The organism is Pseudomonas sp. TREG-RG-20F-10-E-6-01 (assembly GCF_022662455.1).
In the GTDB taxonomy this organism is placed as follows: domain Bacteria; phylum Pseudomonadota; class Gammaproteobacteria; order Pseudomonadales; family Pseudomonadaceae; genus Aquipseudomonas.
On sequence record NZ_JAKNQP010000016.1, the window covers coordinates 65,235 to 82,421 of the forward strand.

Genomic DNA, 17,187 nt, shown 5'->3' on the forward strand with positions numbered 1-17,187 from the left:
CCTTTTTTTGTTGCCTGCCACCATGCACTGTCCCTTCTGCGGTGCCAACGACACCAAGGTCATTGACTCGCGTCTGGTCGCCGAGGGCGATCAAGTACGTCGCCGGCGCGAATGCCTGGCCTCTGGCTGCGGTGAACGTTTCACCACCTTCGAAACCGCCGAACTGGTATTGCCACGTCTGATCAAGTCCGACGGCAGCCGCCAGCCTTTCGACGAAGACAAACTGCGCGCCGGTATGCAGCGCGCCCTGGAAAAACGCCCGGTGAGTGTCGAGCGGCTGGAGGCGGCGCTGGTGCATATCAAGCACAAGCTGCGTGCGACCGGCGAGCGCGAGGTCAAGAGCCTGGTGGTTGGAGAGCTGGTGATGGGCGAGCTGCAAAAGCTCGACGAAGTCGCCTATATCCGTTTCGCCTCGGTGTATCGACGCTTCCAGGACCTCAACGAGTTCCGCGAAGAAATCGACCGCCTGGCCCGTGAGCCTGCCAAAAAATGAACCCTCCGTCTGCCGAACAAGCTGTCCTCGACGCCCATTACATGGCCCGCGCCCTCGAATTGGCGCGCAAGGGCGTGTACACCACCCACCCCAACCCGCGTGTGGGCTGCGTGATTGTGCGTGACGGGCAGATTGTCGGCGAAGGCTGGCACGAGCGCACCGGCGCACCGCATGCCGAACCGAATGCCCTGCGCGCTGCCGGTGCCAAGGCGCGTGGCGCCACGGTGTACGTAACCCTGGAGCCGTGCAGCCACCACGGGCGCACGCCGCCGTGTGCCGATGCACTGGTGACTGCCGGTGTGGCGCGCGTGGTGGCCGGGATGCAGGACCCGAACCCGGAAGTGGCCGGGCGTGGCATGCAGCGCTTGGCGCAAGCCGGTATCGAAACCCGCAGCGGCGTGCTGGAAAGCGAAGCGCGCGCGCTGAACCCGGGCTTCCTCAAGCGCATGGAGCACGGCCTGCCGTTTGTGCGGGTCAAGCTGGCGATGAGCCTGGACGGCCGCACCGCGATGGCCAGCGGCGAAAGCCAATGGATCACCGGCCCGGCCGCCCGCGCCTCCGTACAGCGCCTGCGTGCCGAGGCCAGTGTGGTGCTGACCGGCGCCGACACGGTGCTGGCCGATGGCGCGCGTCTGACGGTACGCGCCGCCGAGTTGGGCCTGGACGATGAAACCACCGCACTTGCGATGTCACGCCCGCCGTTGCGCGTGTTGATCGACGGGCGCCTGCGGGTGCCGCTCAATGCGCCGTTTTTCAAGGCCGGCCCGGCGTTGGTCATCACCTGCGTGACCGCGGAAAACCAGTTCCCCCGTGGCCCCGAATGCCTGGTGGTGCCGGGCGTTGACGGTCAGGTTGACCTGCGCTCGGCCCTGGTGGCCCTGGCCGCCCGTGGCGTCAACGACGTGCTGGTGGAAGCCGGCCCGAGCCTGGCCGGTGCGTTCGCCCAGCAAGGGCTGGTGGACGAGTACGTGATATTCGTCGCCGGCAAGTTCCTCGGCTCCGCCGCCCGGCCTCTGCTGGACTGGCCGCTTGAGAAACTGGCCGATGCCCCCCCACTCAAGATCACTGACATGCGCGCTGTAGGCGACGACTGGCGAGTCACTGCCATCCCTATGCCAGCAGCGAGCGTATAATTCCCGGCCCGCGCTTGAGCGACAGCCCCTCGTTTTCAGGAGAACGAAATGTTCACCGGCATTATCGAATCCATCGGCAGCATCCGTGCAATGACTCCCAAAGGCGGCGACATCCGCCTGCTGGTTGAAACCGGCAAGCTGGACCTGGGCGACGTCAAGCTGGGCGACAGCATCGCCGTCAGCGGCGTGTGCCTGACCGTCATCGAGCTGCCTGGCAACGGCTTTGCCGCCGACGTCAGCCGGGAAACCCTGGACTGCACCGCGATGAACGACCTCAAGGCCGGCAGCCCGGTCAACCTGGAAAAAGCCCTGACCCCGACCACGCGCCTGGGCGGCCACCTGGTCAGCGGCCATGTCGATGGCGTCGGCGAAGTGGTGTCCCGCAGCGAAAACGCGCGGGCCGTGGAATTTCGCATCCGCGCACCCAAAGAGCTGGCCAAGTACATCGCCCACAAAGGCTCGATCACCGTCGACGGCACCAGCCTGACCGTGAACGCCGTGAATGGCGCCGAATTTGAACTGACCATCATTCCCCACACCCTGAGCGAAACCATCATGGCCTCGTACCAGCCAGGTCGCCGGGTGAATCTGGAAGTCGACTTGCTTGCCCGTTACCTGGAGCGCCTGCTGTTGGGCGATAAGGCCGCAGAGCCTACTGCCGGGAACATCACTGAAAGTTTTTTAGCCGCTAACGGCTACCTTAAATCCTGACCAAGGGGGTGCCGCGTGGCGCTCAATAGCATCGAAGAACTGGTTGAAGACATCCGCCAAGGCAAGATGGTCATCCTGATGGATGACGAAGACCGTGAAAACGAAGGCGACATCATCATGGCCGCCGAGGCCTGCAAGGCTGAGCACATCAACTTCATGGCCAAGCACGCGCGTGGACTGATCTGCATGCCTATGAGCCGCGAACGCTGCGAGTTGCTCAAGCTGCCCTTGATGGCGCCGCGCAACGGGTCGGGTTTCGGCACCAAGTTCACCGTATCGATTGAAGCGACCACCGGCGTGACCACCGGTATTTCTGCGGCCGACCGCGCGCGCACCGTGCAAGCCGCCGCCGCCAAAGACGCCAAGGCCGAAGACATCGTCAGCCCCGGCCACATCTTCCCGCTGATGGCCCAGCCAGGCGGCACCCTCGCGCGTGCCGGCCACACCGAAGCCGCCTGCGACCTGGCGCGCATGGCCGGTTTCGAGCCGAGCGGGGTGATCTGCGAAGTGATGAACGACGACGGCACCATGGCTCGTCGCACTGAACTTGAAGCGTTTGCGGCTGAACACAACCTCAAGATCGGCACGATTGCCGACCTGATTCATTACCGCATGATCCATGAACGTACCGTTCAGCGGATTGCCGAGCAGCCACTGGACAGCGAACTGGGCCAATTCAATTTGGTGACCTACCGTGATTCAGTGGAAGGTGACGTGCACATGGCCCTGACGCTGGGGAACATTTGCGCCGAAGAACCGACCCTGGTGCGTGTGCACAACATGGACCCGCTGCGCGACCTGCTGATGGTCAAGCAGCCCGGCCGCTGGAGCCTGCGCGCCGCCATGGCTGCGGTCTCCGAGGCAGGCAGCGGTGTGGTGCTGTTGCTCGGCCACCCGTTGGACGGCGATGTATTGCTGGCGCATATCCGCGAAACCGCCGACCACGTGCCGGTGAAAAAACCGACCACCTACAGCATCGTCGGTGCGGGTTCGCAGATCCTTCGTGACCTGGGCGTACGCAAAATGCGCCTGATGAGCGCGCCAATGAAATTTAATGCGATATCCGGTTTCGACCTGGAAGTTGTAGAATACGTGCCCTCCGAATAAAGGCCGGCGTTTTTTGCCCCTTGTTCGCGGTTAAATCATCACTGAGGGACGCACTTTTCGCGTCCCGGCTCTTTAAGAGATTTGTCGAATGACCCTGAAGACCATCGAAGGTACCTTCATCGCCCCCAAAGGCCGCTATGCCCTGGTGGTTGGCCGCTTCAACAGCTTCGTGGTTGAAAGCTTGGTAAGCGGTGCCGTTGACGCCCTGGTTCGCCACGGTGTGAGCGAGAGCGATATCACTCTCATCCGTGCCCCTGGCGCCTTCGAAATTCCACTGGTTGCGCAAAAAGTTGCTCAGCAGGGTGAATACGCGGCGATCATCGCCCTAGGCGCGGTCATTCGTGGCGGCACCCCGCATTTCGAATACGTGGCCGGCGAATGCACCAAGGGCCTGGCCCAAGTGTCCATGGAGTTCGGCGTGCCTGTCGCTTTCGGCGTGCTGACCGTAGATTCCATCGAGCAAGCCATCGAGCGTTCCGGCACCAAGGCCGGTAACAAAGGCGCTGAAGCTGCCCTGTCCGCGCTGGAAATGGTCAGCCTGCTGTCGCAGTTGGAGGCCAAGTGATTTCCGACGAGAGCGATCAGTTCAACCCCCAAGATCCGCGCCCTGCGGATGCCGGCAAGCCGTCCAAAAGCGAGAAGCGCCGTAAAGCGCGTCAACTCGCGACTCAGGCGCTGTACCAGCGTCTGATGGCCGGCGCTTCGCTGAACGAAATCGAAGCGCAGTTCCGCGTCGATAACGACTTCACGTTTGCCGACCAGAGCTACTTCCACGACATCCTGCACGGTGTGCATGCCAACCTGACCGAGATCGACACGGCGCTGGCGCCTTGCCTGGACCTGACGATCGAAGAGCTGGACCCGGTTGAACTGTGCGTAATGCGCCTGTCCACCTGGGAACTGCTCAAGCGCGTTGACGTGCCGTACCGCGTAGTGATCAACGAAGGGATCGAGCTGGCCAAAGTCTACGGTTCGACCGACGGCCACAAGTTCGTCAACGGCGTGCTCGACAAGCTGGCCCCGCGCCTGCGTGAAGCCGAAGTGAAGGAACACAAGCGCTAAGTCGCGCTGACCTTCCCAATGGGTGAGTTCGAGCTGATCCGCAACTACTTCGCCGCCGCGCCCTGTGCGCAGGGCGGCGAAGGCATTGCCCTTGGGATCGGCGACGACTGCGCCTTGCTGGCGCTCCCCGCCGGGGAGCAGCTGGCAATCTCCACCGATACCTTGGTGGCCGGCGTGCATTTTGCCGACCCGTGTGACCCGTTCCTGCTCGGCCAGCGCTCGCTGGCCGTGGCAGTGAGCGACTTGGCCGCCATGGGCGCCCATCCGCTTGCCTTTACCCTTGCCCTGACAACGCCGACGGTCGATGCCGATTGGCTGCAACGCTATGCCCAGGGTTTGAACGCCATGGCGCAAAGCTGCGGCGTCGGCCTGGTGGGCGGCGACACCACGCGCGGGCCGCTGAGCCTGACCCTGACCGTGTTTGGCCGTGTGCCGGCTGGGCAGGCGTTGACGCGCAGCGGTGCGCAACCGGGTGACTTGCTGTGTGTAGGCGGTGAGCTGGGCAATGCTGCCGGTGCGTTGCCGCTGGTACTGGGCCAACGCACGGCAGACGCCGCTGTCGCCGAGCCGCTGCTGGCGCACTACTGGTCGCCACAACCGCAACTGGCGTTGGGCCTGGCGCTGCGGGCAAAGGCCACATCGGCCATGGATATCTCCGACGGGTTGTTGGCCGATTGCGGGCATATCGCCAAGGCGTCGGCTGTCAGCCTGGTGATTGAGCGTCAGCAATTGCCGTTGTCTGCGGCCTTGCTGGCGTTTCTAGGTGATGACCAGGCGCGCGTGGCGGCCCTGAGCGGGGGCGACGACTACGTATTGGCGTTCACGTTGCCGCCGGCCGAGCTGGCGCCGTTGCAGGCTGCTGGTTGGCCGATCCACGTGATCGGTCGGGTCGAGGCCGGGCAGGGCGTCACCTTGCTCGATGCCACTGGGCAAGACATCACACCGGCCGTGCGTGGCTATCAGCATTTTCACGAAACACCGTAAGCCAGCGACCTGCGCTACCCTCTATACGGATATTACGGTGTGTGGGGTTGTGTCGTTATGGATGTACGCCGTTGGCTGCTGGTGGTGCTGTGTGCACTTGCCTCGCTGGTCCAAGCAGATGAAGGCCCGGTCCCCGGCAAGATCACGCTGGCCAGTGAGGAATGGAACGACTACACCAACAAAGATGGCAGCGGCCTGGCCTGGGACGTATTGCGCCAAATCTTCGAGCCCGCCGGCATCACCCTGCAAGCCCGCAGCGAGCCCTATACCCGCTCGGTCGGCCTGGCCCAGCGCGGCGAGGTGGATGGCTGGGTCGGTGCCTATCGCGATGAAGCCAGCGGCGTGTTGTACCCGCACTGGAATTTCGACTCGGACCACATCTACGCCCTCGGGCTGGCAACGACGCCGACGCCAAGCCTCGCCACGCTGGGCAATTACCGCCTGGCCTGGGTACGCGGCTACAAGTACGAGGAGTACTTGCCCAACCTGCGTCACTTCAACCAGATCGAACGCCGAGACGGCATCCTGCCGATGCTGCAGCACGGCCGCGCCGACTTCTACATCGACTCGCTCACCGAAGCCAGGTACGTGCTTGGTCAGGCGGACGATCCTTCGCAGTTCAGGCTCACGCCTATCGCCGAGCTGCCGCTTTACATAGGCTTTGCCGACACTGAGCGCGGCCGGGCCTTGATGGCGGTGTATGACCAGCGCATGGAGGCTTTGGTCAAAAGCGGCGAACTGAAGCCGATTTTCGGACACTGGAAGCAGCCTTACCCGTTCTGACCTGCATAGAACCGGGACGAAGGCCAATCGAACCGATTGATCTTTATCAGCGATAATTCAGCTTAAGCGTCTGTAGGAACCTGCTGTTACAATGGCGCCCTCTGTGAAATCTGAAATCAGGAGCACACGGTGCCCGTCGTTTTCGTCGCCGCTTCCAAGCTGCCTACCCCTTTTGCCACGTTCACCATGAACGGCTTTCTCGAAGAGGCCACTGGCCGCGAGCACGTCGTGCTCAGCCTGGGTGACATCGCCGACGGCGCGCCGGTGCTTGGCCGCGTGCACTCCGAGTGCCTGACCGGCGACGCATTGTTCAGCCAACGCTGTGACTGCGGTTCGCAACTGGAAGCCGCCATGCGCGCCATCGCCCGCGAAGGCCGTGGCGTGCTGCTGTACCTGCGCCAGGAAGGCCGTGGCATCGGCCTGATGAACAAGATCCGCGCCTACGAGCTGCAAGACGGCGGCGCCGATACCGTCGAAGCCAACGAACGCCTGGGCTTTGCCGCTGACCAGCGTGACTATGCGATCTGCCTGCCGATGCTCGAGCACCTGGGCGTGAAATCCCTGCGCCTGATGACCAACAACCCGCGCAAGGTCAAAGCCTTGACCGAGATGGGCATCACCGTGGCCGAGCGCGTGCCGCTGCACACCGGGCAAAACCCGCACAACAAGCTCTACCTGGCGACCAAAGCCAGCAAGCTCGACCACATGATGGGCAACGAGCACCAGGGCGAGGTCGACCGCGCGTGACCCGTGGCCAGGTGAAACGGCGACTGTCCTTCAACTGGTGGCAGTACCTGGCCCTGGCATTGCTGCCGTTGTTCGTGATCAACCTGGTGTTCGGCCAGGCCCAATCCCTGCTTCCCGTATTGGCCATGCCGTTCTTTATTGCCGGCGTGGCCTCGATGTTTTTGAGCCTGCGTTATTTTAACGGCTATAAACACGCGCTGATCGCCACCGCCAAAGCCCTCGATACTGCCGAAGAACCGGCTGCCTGGATCACCCTCGCGGCCCGTCGTCGCACGGCCTTGCTGGTCGCGGCCCTACCGGCCTGGATCGGCGCGTTGGCGGTGTTTGTCGGCCTGGAAGCGGTGCCGCTGTTTTTGCTGGCGCTGTCCACCCTGGTGCTGTTTTACCTCTACCGCATCCCGCGTCAATTGGGATGATGCGCTACTGGCTGGCGGTGCTGCTGTTGGCATTCAGTGCCCAGGCGCTGGCGGTCCAGCGCGTCGTCAGCCTGGCGCCTTCACTCTCTGAAATCGTGGTTGAACTGGGCGCCGCCGATTTGCTGGTGGGCGTGCTTGACGGCGGCGAACGCCCGGCGGTGCTGGCCGAAGTGCCGTCGGTTGGGCATTACGGACAACTGAACATGGAACGCCTGCTCAGCCTCAAACCGGACCTGATCCTGTTGTGGCCCGGCAGCGTCGGCCCGGCGCAGCGTGAGCAATTGCAGCGTCTGAATATTCCCGTGTATGTCGCCGAACCCCATAGCCTCGAACAACTGACCACCCAGGTTCAAGCGATCGCCGAGCAATTGGGCCGCGCCGACGCCGGTCGGCAATTAGCCGCGCAGTTGCGTCAGCGCCTGGCCGAACTGCGCCAACGCTATCAGCGTGCCGAGCCGCTGCGGGTGTTTTATCAGGTATGGAACCAGCCGCTGTACACCGTGGGCGGCGGGCAGATCATCAGCGACGCGCTGAGTGTGTGCGGCGCGCGCAATGTGTTCGATGACCTGCAGCTGCCGGCGCCGCAGGTCAGCATCGAGTCGGTGTTGCAGCGCAATCCCGAGGTGATTCTGGCCGGGGATCAGCCGCAGTTGAACGCCTGGAAGGCCTGGCCGCAGGTGACCGCCGTGGCGCAGGGACGCTTGCTGTTGGTGCCGGACAAAGGCCTCGAGCGGCCCAGCGGGCAGATGGTGGAGGCGGTGGCGCGGTTGTGTCAGGTGATTGCACCGAGCCGGTAAGGCCGCATGCGCGAGCAAGCCCGCCCCCACATTTGAACGATGACTGCCTTCAAGCGGTAGAGCGCGCCGGCTCGCAAAGACAGGCGCTGGTCAAATGTCCGGCGTCCACGTCACCCCAACCATCCAGGTTCGGCCTTCTTCCCGGTAATGCTGATTGTTCTGGAAGTTCGGGTCCTGATAGTTGTACATCGCCCGGGCGTAGCGCTTGTCCAGAACGTTATCGACCTTCAACGACAGCAACACTTCCCGGTTCAACGCCCAACTGCTACGCAGCCCCAGCAAGGCATAACCGCCCAGGCGATTGCGGTTGTCTTCAGCGTCATAGCTGCGGCTGATGGCTTGCCAGCTGGCCCCTACGCCCAACGTGTCGAATTGCCGGTCCAGGTCCAGGCTCAAGGTGCGCCGCGCGCGACGCGCCAGGGTGTAGCCGGTATCGCGGTCGCGCGGGTCGACGAATGCGACGCCCAGGTTGCCCTGCCAACCCCACAGTTCTTGCTTGAGCGCCGCCTCAAAGCCGTTGATACGCGCCGACGCCACGTTTTGCGGCTTGCCGGTGCTGTCGAGGATGATCGCGTTGCTTAACTGGGTGCGATACAGCGAGGCTTCCAGGCGCGTGCTGTCACTCAGTTGGCTGCGCCATTGCAGCTCGTAGCTCTTTGACGTTTCGGGCTGCAAGTTGGGGTTGCTGTACTTCGTGTCAGGGTAATAAAGGTCGTTGAAGGTCGGCGCGCGAAAGCCTTCGCTGTAGCTCAGCAGCACGTCATTGTCGGGGTTGATCGGCACGGTGAGGGTGCCGCTCCAGCTGTTCTGGCCGCCGAACTGCTGGTTCTGGTCGCGGCGCAGGCCCAGTTCGGTGGAGAACCACTCGCCGTGGAAGCGATGCTGCACAAAGGCGGCCCGGTTCCAGCGGCTGTTTTCGGTGAAGGTGGTTGAACCGTGGAAACGGTCTTCGTACCAGTCGCCGCCGACGATCAAGCTGTTCTGGTCATTCAGCGTCAGGTCGTTTTGCCAGTTGACCGAGTCGCGATAGGTATTGAACACGCTGAAATCATCGCTGAGCGTATCGCGCTTGGTATCGAGGTTCTCGCTGTGGCCCAGTTCCAGGCGCGACTGCCAGTGCGCATTGAGCTTGGCGTCGACATAACCGCTGGCGCTGCTCACGGTGTAATCGGTGTAGGGTTTCTGCCCGACAGTTTGCCCGGAAGCCGCGTCGTAGCGGCCGAAGCTGTTGTCGTACTCTGACTTCCCACGGTTATCCAACAGATTGAAACCAACCTCCAGTTCGTCGCTGAAAGCATGGCTGAGGTTGAGGCTGATGGATTGATTGCGATAGGCATCATGGTCGCCGTCGCTGGGAAACGACGCGCGCGTTGAGTTGATACCCGCTGTGTCATCCAGGCTCGCGCCCAGGTTGAAACGCGTGTGTTCATCACCGCCGGAAAGACCGACGCTGCGCTCCCAGGTCTGGTGGCTGCCAAACCCCAGTTTCAAGCGTGGCTGCAGGCCTTGCTCGGCATTACGCCGAGTGAATATCTGGATCACGCCGCCAATCGCATCACTGCCGTAGATCACCGAGCGCGAGCCGCGCAGCACTTCCACGCGTTCAATCTGATCGACGTTCAGGTATTGCAGCCCGCTGTCGCCGGAGGTGGTGTTGGCGATGCGCTGGCCATCGACCAGCACCAGGCTTTGCGCGGATTTGGTGCCACGAATATAGATGCCCGGCAAACTGCCACGGCCGCCGGTGGGTGCCACTTGTACGCCGGGTACGCGGCTGAGCAGGTCGGTCACGCTGGTGGGTTGCAGGCGGTCGATGTCATCACGGGTGAACACGGTGTTGGCGGCGCTGCTGTCGTTGCGCGCCTGGACCTGGCGGTTGGCGCTGATGACTACATCGGGGAGTTTCAGTGCGTCGTCACGCTCGAAGCTGTCGGCCAGCAGGTCGGGGGCGGGGAGCAGCAGCAAGGGCAGGGCAAGGCGAAGACGGTTCATGGGCTGTCCATAGCATTTATCAGCAATACAAAACCAATGTGGGAGCTGGCTTGCCTGCAATGCAGGCACCTCGGTTTGTCAGTAAAACCGAGGTGATGCTATCGCAGGCAAGCCAGCTCCCACATTTTTTGAGCCGGTTTCTACAGGCCTAGCAGTGCCATGCGCGCGCGCACCGACGCTTCGATACCCGCCTCGTCCAGCCCACACTCTGCCAGCATCTGCGCCGGCTTGGCGTGTTCGACGTACACATCCGGCAAGCCCAGGTGCAGCACCGACTTGAGGATGTTCTCCCGCGCCAGGAACTCGCTGACTGCCGCACCGGCGCCGCCCATGATGGCGTTTTCTTCGACGGTCACCAGCAGCTCATGGCTAGCGGCAATGTCGCGTACCAGGGCTTCGTCCAACGGTTTGACGAAACGCATGTCGACCACGGTGGCGTCGATCTTCTCAGCGACTTTCAGCGCTTCGGCCAATTGCACGCCGAACACCAGAAACGCCGTCTTGCTGCCCTGGCGCCGCACAATCCCTTTACCGATCTCGATCGGCTCCAGGTCTTTCTCGATTACTGCATTCGGGCCATTGCCGCGCGGGTAACGCACGGCGGCCGGGCCGTTGTACAGGTGGCCAGTGCTGAGCATCTTGCGAAGTTCGTTCTCATCACTCGGCGTCATCACCAGCATGCCGGGGATGCAGCGCAAGTAGGACAAATCGAAACTGCCGGCGTGGGTCGGGCCGTCTTCGCCGACCAGGCCGGCGCGGTCGATGGCAAACAGCACGTCGAGGTTTTGCACCGCCACGTCGTGAACCAGTTGGTCATAACCGCGCTGCAGGAAGGTGGAGTAGATCGCGACCACCGGCTTGGCGCCTTCACAGGCCATGCCGGCGGCGAACGTCACGGCGTGCTGCTCGGCAATCGCCACGTCGAAATAGCGCAGCGGGAAACGCTCGCTGAACGCCACCAGGTCGGAGCCTTCCTTCATCGCCGGAGTGATGCCCACCAGGCGCGAGTCGGCCGCGGCCATGTCGCACAGCCACTCGCCAAACACACCGGAGTACTTGGGCCCGCTGGCCTTTTTCGGCGCGGCGGCGGGGGCGTTGAGCGGTTCGAGTTTGGTGATCGCGTGGTAGCCGATCGGGTCAACTTCGGCCGGGGCGAAGCCTTTGCCTTTCTTGGTGACGATGTGCAGGAACTGCGGGCCCTTGAGGTCACGCATGTTGCGCAACGTGGCGATCAGGGTTGGCAGGTCATGGCCATCGATGGGGCCGATATAGTTCCAGCCCAGTTCTTCGAACAGGGTGCCGGGCACCAGCATGCCCTTGGCGTATTCTTCGGTGCGGCGGGCAATTTCCCACGCGCCGGGCAGACGCGAGAGCACCTTTTTGCTGCCTTCGCGCATGCTGGCATAGGTGCGGCTGGAAAGAATTTTTGCCAGGTAATTCGACAGGCCACCGACATTGCGCGAAATCGACATGTCGTTGTCGTTGAGGATCACCAACATGTTGGCGTTCACTTCCGGCGCATGGTTCAGGGCTTCGAAGGCCATGCCGGCGGTCAACGCGCCATCACCGATCACCGCGATTGCCTTGCGATCGCTGCCTTGCAGGCGGGCGGCAATGGCCATGCCCAGCGCTGCGCTGATAGAGGTGCTGGAGTGGCCGACGCCAAAGGTGTCGTACTCACTCTCGGCGCGACGCGGGAAGGCGGCCAGGCCGTCCTTCTGGCGCAGGGTGCCCATGCGCTCGCGACGGCCGGTAAGGATTTTATGCGGATACGCCTGGTGGCCCACGTCCCACACCAGCCGGTCGTCCGGGGTGTCGAACACGTAATGCAGGGCGATGGTCAGCTCGATGACGCCCAGGCCGGCACCAAAATGCCCACCGGTCTGACCGACCGTGTAGAGCAATTCCAGGCGCAACTCATCGGCCAGGGTTTCCAGCTCGGCTTCACCCAGTCGACGCAGGCCGTCCGGCGTGGCAGCACGGTCGAGCAGTGGCGTGGACGGGCGTTTGCGGGGAATCTCTTGAAACGTCGTGGGCATCAGGCGAATCGTTATAGGTATAGAAGAGGCGGCAGTTTACCTCAAGCGGTGCAAACTGCCCACGCAGAGCGCCGAACTTGGCCGATATGCGGCTGCAATGGCCGCAATTCTCAGTGGCGGCGTTCGACGATATACCGCGCCAGGTCGCGCAGAGGCTCGGACGCCGCGTCGAAAGGTCGCAGGGCATCCAGGGCTTGGTCGCGCAGTTCCAGGGCATACGCCTTGGCCGCTTCAAGGCCAAGCAAGGCCGGATAGGTCGGTTTGTCGCGTGCGGCATCCGCGCCTTGGCGTTTGCCCAGGGTAGCGGTGTCACTTTCGACGTCGAGAATGTCGTCCTGCACCTGAAACGCCAGGCCGACAGCCCGGGAATAGGTCTGCAGGGCGGCCAATTGCGCAGCGTCGGCACGGCCACTGGCCAACGCACCCAAGTGCACGGCGGCTTCGATCAGCGCGCCGGTCTTGTGGCGATGCATATGTTCCAGGGCCTGTTGATCCAGCTTGAGGCTGACCGAACCCATGTCGATCGCTTGCCCGCCGACCATACCGGCCGGGCCTGCGGCCAGGGCGAGGGCGGTCACCATGCGCAGGCTGTTTTCTGCGTTCACGCTATTTAAGCGCGGGTCGAGCAGGGCGCTGAACGCCAGGCTCTGCAGGCCATCGCCGGCTAAAATGGCATAGGCTTCGTCAAAGGCTTTGTGGGTGGTCGGCTGGCCGCGACGTAAATCGTCGTCGTCCATCGCCGGCAAATCGTCATGCACCAGGGAATAGGCGTGAATCAGCTCCACCGCACACGCCGCGCCATTGGCCTGCTCGGCCGGCGCGCCCAGCGCTTCACACGCCGCATACGCCAGCAACGGGCGCACACGCTTGCCGCCATTCATCACGCTGTAGCGCATGGCATCGTAGAGACGCTTCATTTCCGGGCTTGGCGCAACAAACAAGGGCTCGAGCGCCGCGTTGACCCGGGCTTGGCTACTGGCCTGATACGCGTCGATCATTCCGGCTGTTCCGCATCGAAAGGTTCTTCGGCCAACTCCCCGTCACGTTCCAGCAGAACCTGGACCTTCTGCTCCGCCTGCGCCAACGCGCTCTGGCAGTCGCGCGTCAGGCCGATGCCTTGCTCGAACGCCGTCAACGAGTCTTCCAGCGACAACTCGCCGTTCTCCAGACGCTCGACCAGTGTTTGCAGGTCAGCGAGGGATTGTTCGAAATCGAGTGCAACTTTTTTGCGGGCCATGGCGGCTATTCCGGTAGACGGTAAACCGGCGCGACACTAGCAGACATGGGGATTGTGGGCAAATGAGCGGGTGGCTTCAGTCGCTTCAGCCATTGATTTGATAGCGCGTACTACGGCCTCCGCCAGGCAAACGGACCAGGCAGTTTTTTTCCAACAGATCAGTAAGATGCCGGGTTGCGGTGGCCTTGGACACCTTCGCCACTGCCTGGTACTGCGCGGCGTTGATACCGTGTTCGAAGCCTTTTTCACCGCCGTCGAGCAGGCGGTTGAGTACCTTGATCTGTTCGGCAGATAACGAGAGGTCGCGGTGCTGCTGCCAAAACCGGGTCTTGGCCAGAACTCGGTCAATTCGCGCCATCGCCTGCTCCAGGCTGCGCAGCAAGGTTTTCAGGAACCATTCCAGCCAAGCGGTGATATCCAGTGTGGCCTTCTGGCTGGATTCCAATGCGTTGTAGTAACCGGCGCGATCCTCAAGAATGCTGGCTGACATGGCATAAAAACGGATGGCCTGATGCTCGCCTTGTGCCAATGCCAAGTCAGTGATTGCGCGGGTCAGGCGACCATTGCCGTCATCGAACGGATGCAGCGTGACAAACCAGAAGTGCGCGACGCCGGCGCGAACCAACGGGTCCAGCTCTGGCTGGTTGCGGCTGGTTTCGAACCATTCGAGGAAGTCATCCAGCGCTTGCTCCAGTCCCCGGCGCGGTGGCGCCTCGAAATGGACCGTCGGCCGATCCAGTCGCCCCGAGACTACCTGCATGGGCTCATCTCCCCTCAGAGCGCCGACATTGAGCGCGCGCGCGGCAAAGCCCGCTTCCGGGGTCGGGAACAACCAGTGATGCCAGTTCAATAAGCGCGCAAGGGTGAACGGCTGTGCGAATTGTTTGGTGGCGTCCATCATCAATTCGGCGAGGCTTTCACTGCGGCGGCTCACCTGTCCATCTTGCTGTGCCTCCAGGCCCAAGCGGAGCGCCAAAGAGGATCGCACGGAGCCGACATTCAGCTGCTCGCCTTCGATTGCCGAAGACGTCAGGATGTTTTGCAGCAAAGCATCCAGCTCATTCTGCGCACTGACCGCCTGACTAACGGAGCCGAGCATGCCTAACAGCTTGCCTTGGGCTTGCGTGCACTCGCGCAGCAAGACAGCCAGGCGTCCGGGCTGCCAATGGAAGTGGGGCCAGTCAGTGTGTTGCCAGATCCAGGAAGGAGAATCCATGAAGGCGTGCCTAGGTGCGTGAGCCGAATAAATGGGCTATTCGGCTCATTCAGTGAGCCGATTGTGCATTCTATTCGGCTCATCGTGCTGTTTTCAAACTATTCGAGAGAGTCATTAGCCGCTTGCTCCAAGCCTCGGCGTGGATATGCTTCAAAATCTAGAGCTTTGCGCTGGACGCCTTTTTGTGAATACAAAAAGGCGATGGGGGCTGATCTCACTGTCAGGCTCAGCGAAAGCTAGCGTCAATTCTTTGAACTTTTAATTTAATAAAGTGCTCGTTACATTCGGGGTGTTCGTAGTGGATATCTTCATCGCTCAGCGAAGTGAAAGTAAGAAAAGTCTCATTGAGTAGCTCTCCGTAGAGGAAGTAGCAATAACCATAATTCGCCTTTTCAACCAGTATTTTCCTCGGTTCAACCCGTTCAATCTCGTAGTCGTCGGAAAGGTTTAGGGTGAGTTCTATGTCGTAGGTTTCTCCAACTTCGATAGTGTAGGGGCAGTAGCTGACAAAACAGTTTATAGTTGTTCCCTCAATGAGAAATATCACATCATCATTTGCATGCTTATTGAGTGCTATCACTTTTCCTTTTTTATAGTGGTTTGTTATAGGGTCTGATGACTTTTCCAGTAGAGTAATCATTTGTCGTCCTTCAGAAGTCTTTTTGGCATAAAGAGGGGGATACGGTTTGTTTTATTTCTCGCCGGTTCTCATATGAATCCTGCGATGGAGGTCCGTGCGATAGCAGTGGTGATGTTTGCCTGGGCGATCAGCGATTCGGTGCTGGAGAGGTGTTTAAAAAACTGGGCGGGTGGAGGTTGGTGCGGTTGGATACGTATTTTCATTTGCCGTTTTGTTCGGTGTCGGGGTTGTTGATGGCCGCGTGAGGGGAAGTTGTTTTTCAGGGATAAGCCCAACTAACGCAATCATGGTCGTCCACGTAGATCAAAAATCCAAAGCTCATGTCCGTCACCCAGAATGGGTATCCAGTGGTATCAGATAAAATACGCTCAAGTTGTTGGGGAGAGGCGATTTCCCATGCTCTATAGGACGTGTCGAACACAACGAAAATCAACTGATTACTTTGAATGTGCTTTGATACCTCTTGCCAGAAATCAGGGTTGTACTCCGTGCGGTTAACCCGTAACTGAGTTGGATCAAGATGGTTGGCACTCTCGCAGAAAAACACGTTGCCAAGAGATGCGATTAATATATCTAAGTCTTTGGGGGCAAGTTTTCTACTCTGAATACCTAAGTTTTCTAAGCTTTCGTCGATCTCTGCTTCTAGGTAACTCATTGTGCAATACCAATCTTGGAGCGGTTGACGGGGGTTAGATTCAGCAAGATATGGCCTCTTTTGGCACCTCCGTTACCGCGCTTTCCGGCAGTCTGGTAGCCAATATGAGGTGAGCGTGGGCCGTTGGTACTCGGGACCAGCAAAGGGTTATCTATATGTTGTCGACGGTTTTGCTGATGCGCCGACCAAATGGGTCATAGCGGTAGCTGGCTGTTTGCCCGTTGGGTTGGGTGATGCTAATTAGCCGGTGCTGACGGTCGTAGCGATATTCGGTGACGAGTTGATTGGGCGCCGGGTTCACTCATTTTTTGAGGGTGAACCTTGGTATCTGGTGAGTAGGTTTGTTGTGATGAGCAGGCTTATTGTGGCGAGCAGGCTTGCCCTGGGTTTGGCTTGGGAAACGCGTAGGGTTTATTGGGGCTGCTTCGCAGCCCAACGCGAGCAAGCTCGCTCGCCAACAACGTTACGGTTTATGCGTTTGTTTTTAAGTTGTAACGTATAAGGCACTCAAGCAATACTTTCATGAACTGTCTTTTATCAATGATTTCGTCATTGAAGTAAGTGTCGAAAAGGTAAAAAACAGCTTCGAATGTTTCCTCAGTATTTAGAAAGTATTCTAGGGTCTGAATGTGTCGCTGTCTTTCTTCATGTTTATATTTGATAAATTCTGGTCTGGTCAGCTTGTCAAACAGGTCTTTAAGCTCTTTCGAGTTGTTAACATCTGTGAAAGCAATAAGCTCCTCTCTGTCAGGGTTTCTTGCATTTTCGATGCAATATGTAAAAAGCAGACCTTGGATTGTTGAAAGGCTTGGTTTAATTTTCATTCGAAATCCGTAAAGGCTGTTATGGGGTTTCCGTCTTCATTCAAAAAAACTCTGGCTTTTTTCTGTTTTCCATATTCGTAGCCGTCCCGTTTGTATCCTTCTCCGATTATCTTTCCCATGTTCATTGGTGCTGTCCGCTGCATGGCTGACCGAATCCAGCGCCCGCGCATACCAGGCGCCCATCTGCTGGCGATACTCCGCCAGGCTCTGATGGAAGCCATTGAGCTCATGTTCGATAAAGGCAATGTGGGCGGCGTGGGTCATCCGTGACGTCTCGGCAAAAGGGCAAGGCGTCGGAGCATGCCGCAGGAAAAAGCGCTTGGATGAACGGCTGGAAAAATCAGAAAGGGA

The 17,187-nt window shown here is 60.4% G+C and carries 22 protein-coding genes; 11 read left to right on the forward strand and 11 right to left on the reverse strand.

Translation table 11 applies throughout. From position 1 onward, the window contains the following. The first annotated feature begins 22 nt into the window (after positions 1 to 22). From nrdR to L8K08_RS27640, 11 genes are all read left to right on the forward strand, one after another. A complete protein-coding gene (gene nrdR / locus L8K08_RS27590) occupies positions 23 to 493 on the forward strand; it encodes a transcriptional regulator NrdR (protein WP_164487963.1) in 471 nt (156 codons plus the stop codon). Beyond that, positions 490 to 1,626, forward strand: a complete 1,137-nt coding sequence (ribD, locus tag L8K08_RS27595) for a bifunctional diaminohydroxyphosphoribosylaminopyrimidine deaminase/5-amino-6-(5-phosphoribosylamino)uracil reductase RibD (RefSeq protein WP_242201348.1) — start codon at positions 490 to 492, stop codon at positions 1,624 to 1,626. The genes nrdR and ribD overlap by 4 nt, the downstream gene beginning before the upstream one ends. A gap of 48 nt (positions 1,627 to 1,674) precedes the next feature. Beyond that, entirely contained in the window at positions 1,675 to 2,337 is a 663-nt protein-coding gene (locus L8K08_RS27600; RefSeq protein WP_145162620.1) for a riboflavin synthase, read from the forward strand. Positions 2,338 to 2,352: 15 nt separating this feature from the next. Continuing rightward, positions 2,353 to 3,444 carry a bifunctional 3,4-dihydroxy-2-butanone-4-phosphate synthase/GTP cyclohydrolase II gene (gene ribBA / locus L8K08_RS27605; protein WP_242201374.1) on the forward strand — a complete coding sequence of 364 codons (1,092 nt, stop codon included), beginning with the start codon at positions 2,353 to 2,355 and terminating at the stop codon, positions 3,442 to 3,444. 88 nt (positions 3,445 to 3,532) lie between these two features. Continuing rightward, a complete protein-coding gene (ribE, locus tag L8K08_RS27610; RefSeq protein WP_003194576.1) occupies positions 3,533 to 4,009 on the forward strand; it encodes a 6,7-dimethyl-8-ribityllumazine synthase in 477 nt (158 codons plus the stop codon). Next, a complete protein-coding gene (gene nusB, locus L8K08_RS27615) occupies positions 4,006 to 4,506 on the forward strand; it encodes a transcription antitermination factor NusB (protein WP_017135996.1) in 501 nt (166 codons plus the stop codon). The genes ribE and nusB overlap by 4 nt, the downstream gene beginning before the upstream one ends. Positions 4,507 to 4,524: 18 nt before the next feature. Continuing rightward, positions 4,525 to 5,490: a thiamine-phosphate kinase gene (gene thiL / locus L8K08_RS27620; protein ID WP_242201376.1), complete on the forward strand. Its 966-nt coding sequence runs from the start codon at positions 4,525 to 4,527 to the stop codon at positions 5,488 to 5,490. 57 nt (positions 5,491 to 5,547) lie between these two features. Beyond that, positions 5,548 to 6,273, forward strand: coding sequence for a transporter substrate-binding domain-containing protein (locus L8K08_RS27625; RefSeq protein ID WP_145162611.1), 726 nt, complete (start codon positions 5,548 to 5,550; stop codon positions 6,271 to 6,273). 129 nt (positions 6,274 to 6,402) lie between these two features. Beyond that, entirely contained in the window at positions 6,403 to 7,020 is a 618-nt protein-coding gene (gene ribA, locus L8K08_RS27630) for a GTP cyclohydrolase II (RefSeq protein ID WP_017135999.1), read from the forward strand. Next, the gene (locus tag L8K08_RS27635) at positions 7,017 to 7,436 is read left to right on the forward strand and encodes an MFS transporter (protein ID WP_145162608.1); all 420 of its coding nucleotides are present in this window, start codon (positions 7,017 to 7,019) and stop codon (positions 7,434 to 7,436) included. The genes ribA and L8K08_RS27635 overlap by 4 nt, the downstream gene beginning before the upstream one ends. Continuing rightward, positions 7,433 to 8,233 carry a cobalamin-binding protein gene (locus L8K08_RS27640; RefSeq protein ID WP_242201377.1) on the forward strand — a complete coding sequence of 267 codons (801 nt, stop codon included), beginning with the start codon at positions 7,433 to 7,435 and terminating at the stop codon, positions 8,231 to 8,233. The genes L8K08_RS27635 and L8K08_RS27640 overlap by 4 nt, the downstream gene beginning before the upstream one ends. 90 nt (positions 8,234 to 8,323) lie before the next feature. Here L8K08_RS27640 and L8K08_RS27645 read toward each other — a convergent pair whose 3' ends face one another. The 11 genes from L8K08_RS27645 to L8K08_RS27695 form a co-directional block, all read right to left on the reverse strand. Beyond that, positions 8,324 to 10,225 (reverse strand): TonB-dependent receptor, encoded by a 1,902-nt coding sequence (locus L8K08_RS27645; protein WP_242201378.1) that lies wholly within the window; start codon positions 10,223 to 10,225, stop codon positions 8,324 to 8,326. 140 nt (positions 10,226 to 10,365) lie between these two features. Next, positions 10,366 to 12,264: a 1-deoxy-D-xylulose-5-phosphate synthase gene (gene dxs / locus L8K08_RS27650; protein ID WP_242201379.1), complete on the reverse strand. Its 1,899-nt coding sequence runs from the start codon at positions 12,262 to 12,264 to the stop codon at positions 10,366 to 10,368. A 110-nt stretch (positions 12,265 to 12,374) separates the two neighbouring features. After that, the gene (ispA, locus tag L8K08_RS27655) at positions 12,375 to 13,262 is read right to left on the reverse strand and encodes a (2E,6E)-farnesyl diphosphate synthase (protein ID WP_242201380.1); all 888 of its coding nucleotides are present in this window, start codon (positions 13,260 to 13,262) and stop codon (positions 12,375 to 12,377) included. Next, positions 13,259 to 13,501: an exodeoxyribonuclease VII small subunit gene (locus tag L8K08_RS27660; RefSeq protein WP_003176346.1), complete on the reverse strand. Its 243-nt coding sequence runs from the start codon at positions 13,499 to 13,501 to the stop codon at positions 13,259 to 13,261. The genes ispA and L8K08_RS27660 overlap by 4 nt, the downstream gene beginning before the upstream one ends. 85 nt (positions 13,502 to 13,586) lie before the next feature. Beyond that, the gene (locus tag L8K08_RS27665; RefSeq protein WP_242201381.1) at positions 13,587 to 14,717 is read right to left on the reverse strand and encodes a Fic family protein; all 1,131 of its coding nucleotides are present in this window, start codon (positions 14,715 to 14,717) and stop codon (positions 13,587 to 13,589) included. 226 nt (positions 14,718 to 14,943) lie between these two features. Next, entirely contained in the window at positions 14,944 to 15,357 is a 414-nt protein-coding gene (locus L8K08_RS27670; protein ID WP_242201382.1) for a hypothetical protein, read from the reverse strand. 259 nt (positions 15,358 to 15,616) lie between these two features. Next, complete coding sequence (locus tag L8K08_RS27675) at positions 15,617 to 16,012, reverse strand: hypothetical protein (protein WP_242201383.1); 396 nt, start codon at positions 16,010 to 16,012, stop codon at positions 15,617 to 15,619. Beyond that, the gene (locus L8K08_RS27680; protein WP_242201384.1) at positions 16,009 to 16,155 is read right to left on the reverse strand and encodes a polymorphic toxin type 47 domain-containing protein; all 147 of its coding nucleotides are present in this window, start codon (positions 16,153 to 16,155) and stop codon (positions 16,009 to 16,011) included. The genes L8K08_RS27675 and L8K08_RS27680 overlap by 4 nt, the downstream gene beginning before the upstream one ends. Positions 16,156 to 16,163: 8 nt before the next feature. Beyond that, complete coding sequence (locus tag L8K08_RS27685) at positions 16,164 to 16,313, reverse strand: RHS repeat domain-containing protein (protein WP_242201385.1); 150 nt, start codon at positions 16,311 to 16,313, stop codon at positions 16,164 to 16,166. A 169-nt stretch (positions 16,314 to 16,482) separates the two neighbouring features. Continuing rightward, on the reverse strand, positions 16,483 to 16,836 hold the full coding sequence (locus tag L8K08_RS27690; protein ID WP_242201386.1) for a hypothetical protein: 354 nt from the start codon (positions 16,834 to 16,836) through the stop codon (positions 16,483 to 16,485). A gap of 36 nt (positions 16,837 to 16,872) precedes the next feature. Then, positions 16,873 to 17,100 carry a hypothetical protein gene (locus tag L8K08_RS27695; RefSeq protein WP_242201388.1) on the reverse strand — a complete coding sequence of 76 codons (228 nt, stop codon included), beginning with the start codon at positions 17,098 to 17,100 and terminating at the stop codon, positions 16,873 to 16,875. Positions 17,101 to 17,187: the final 87 nt, after the last annotated feature.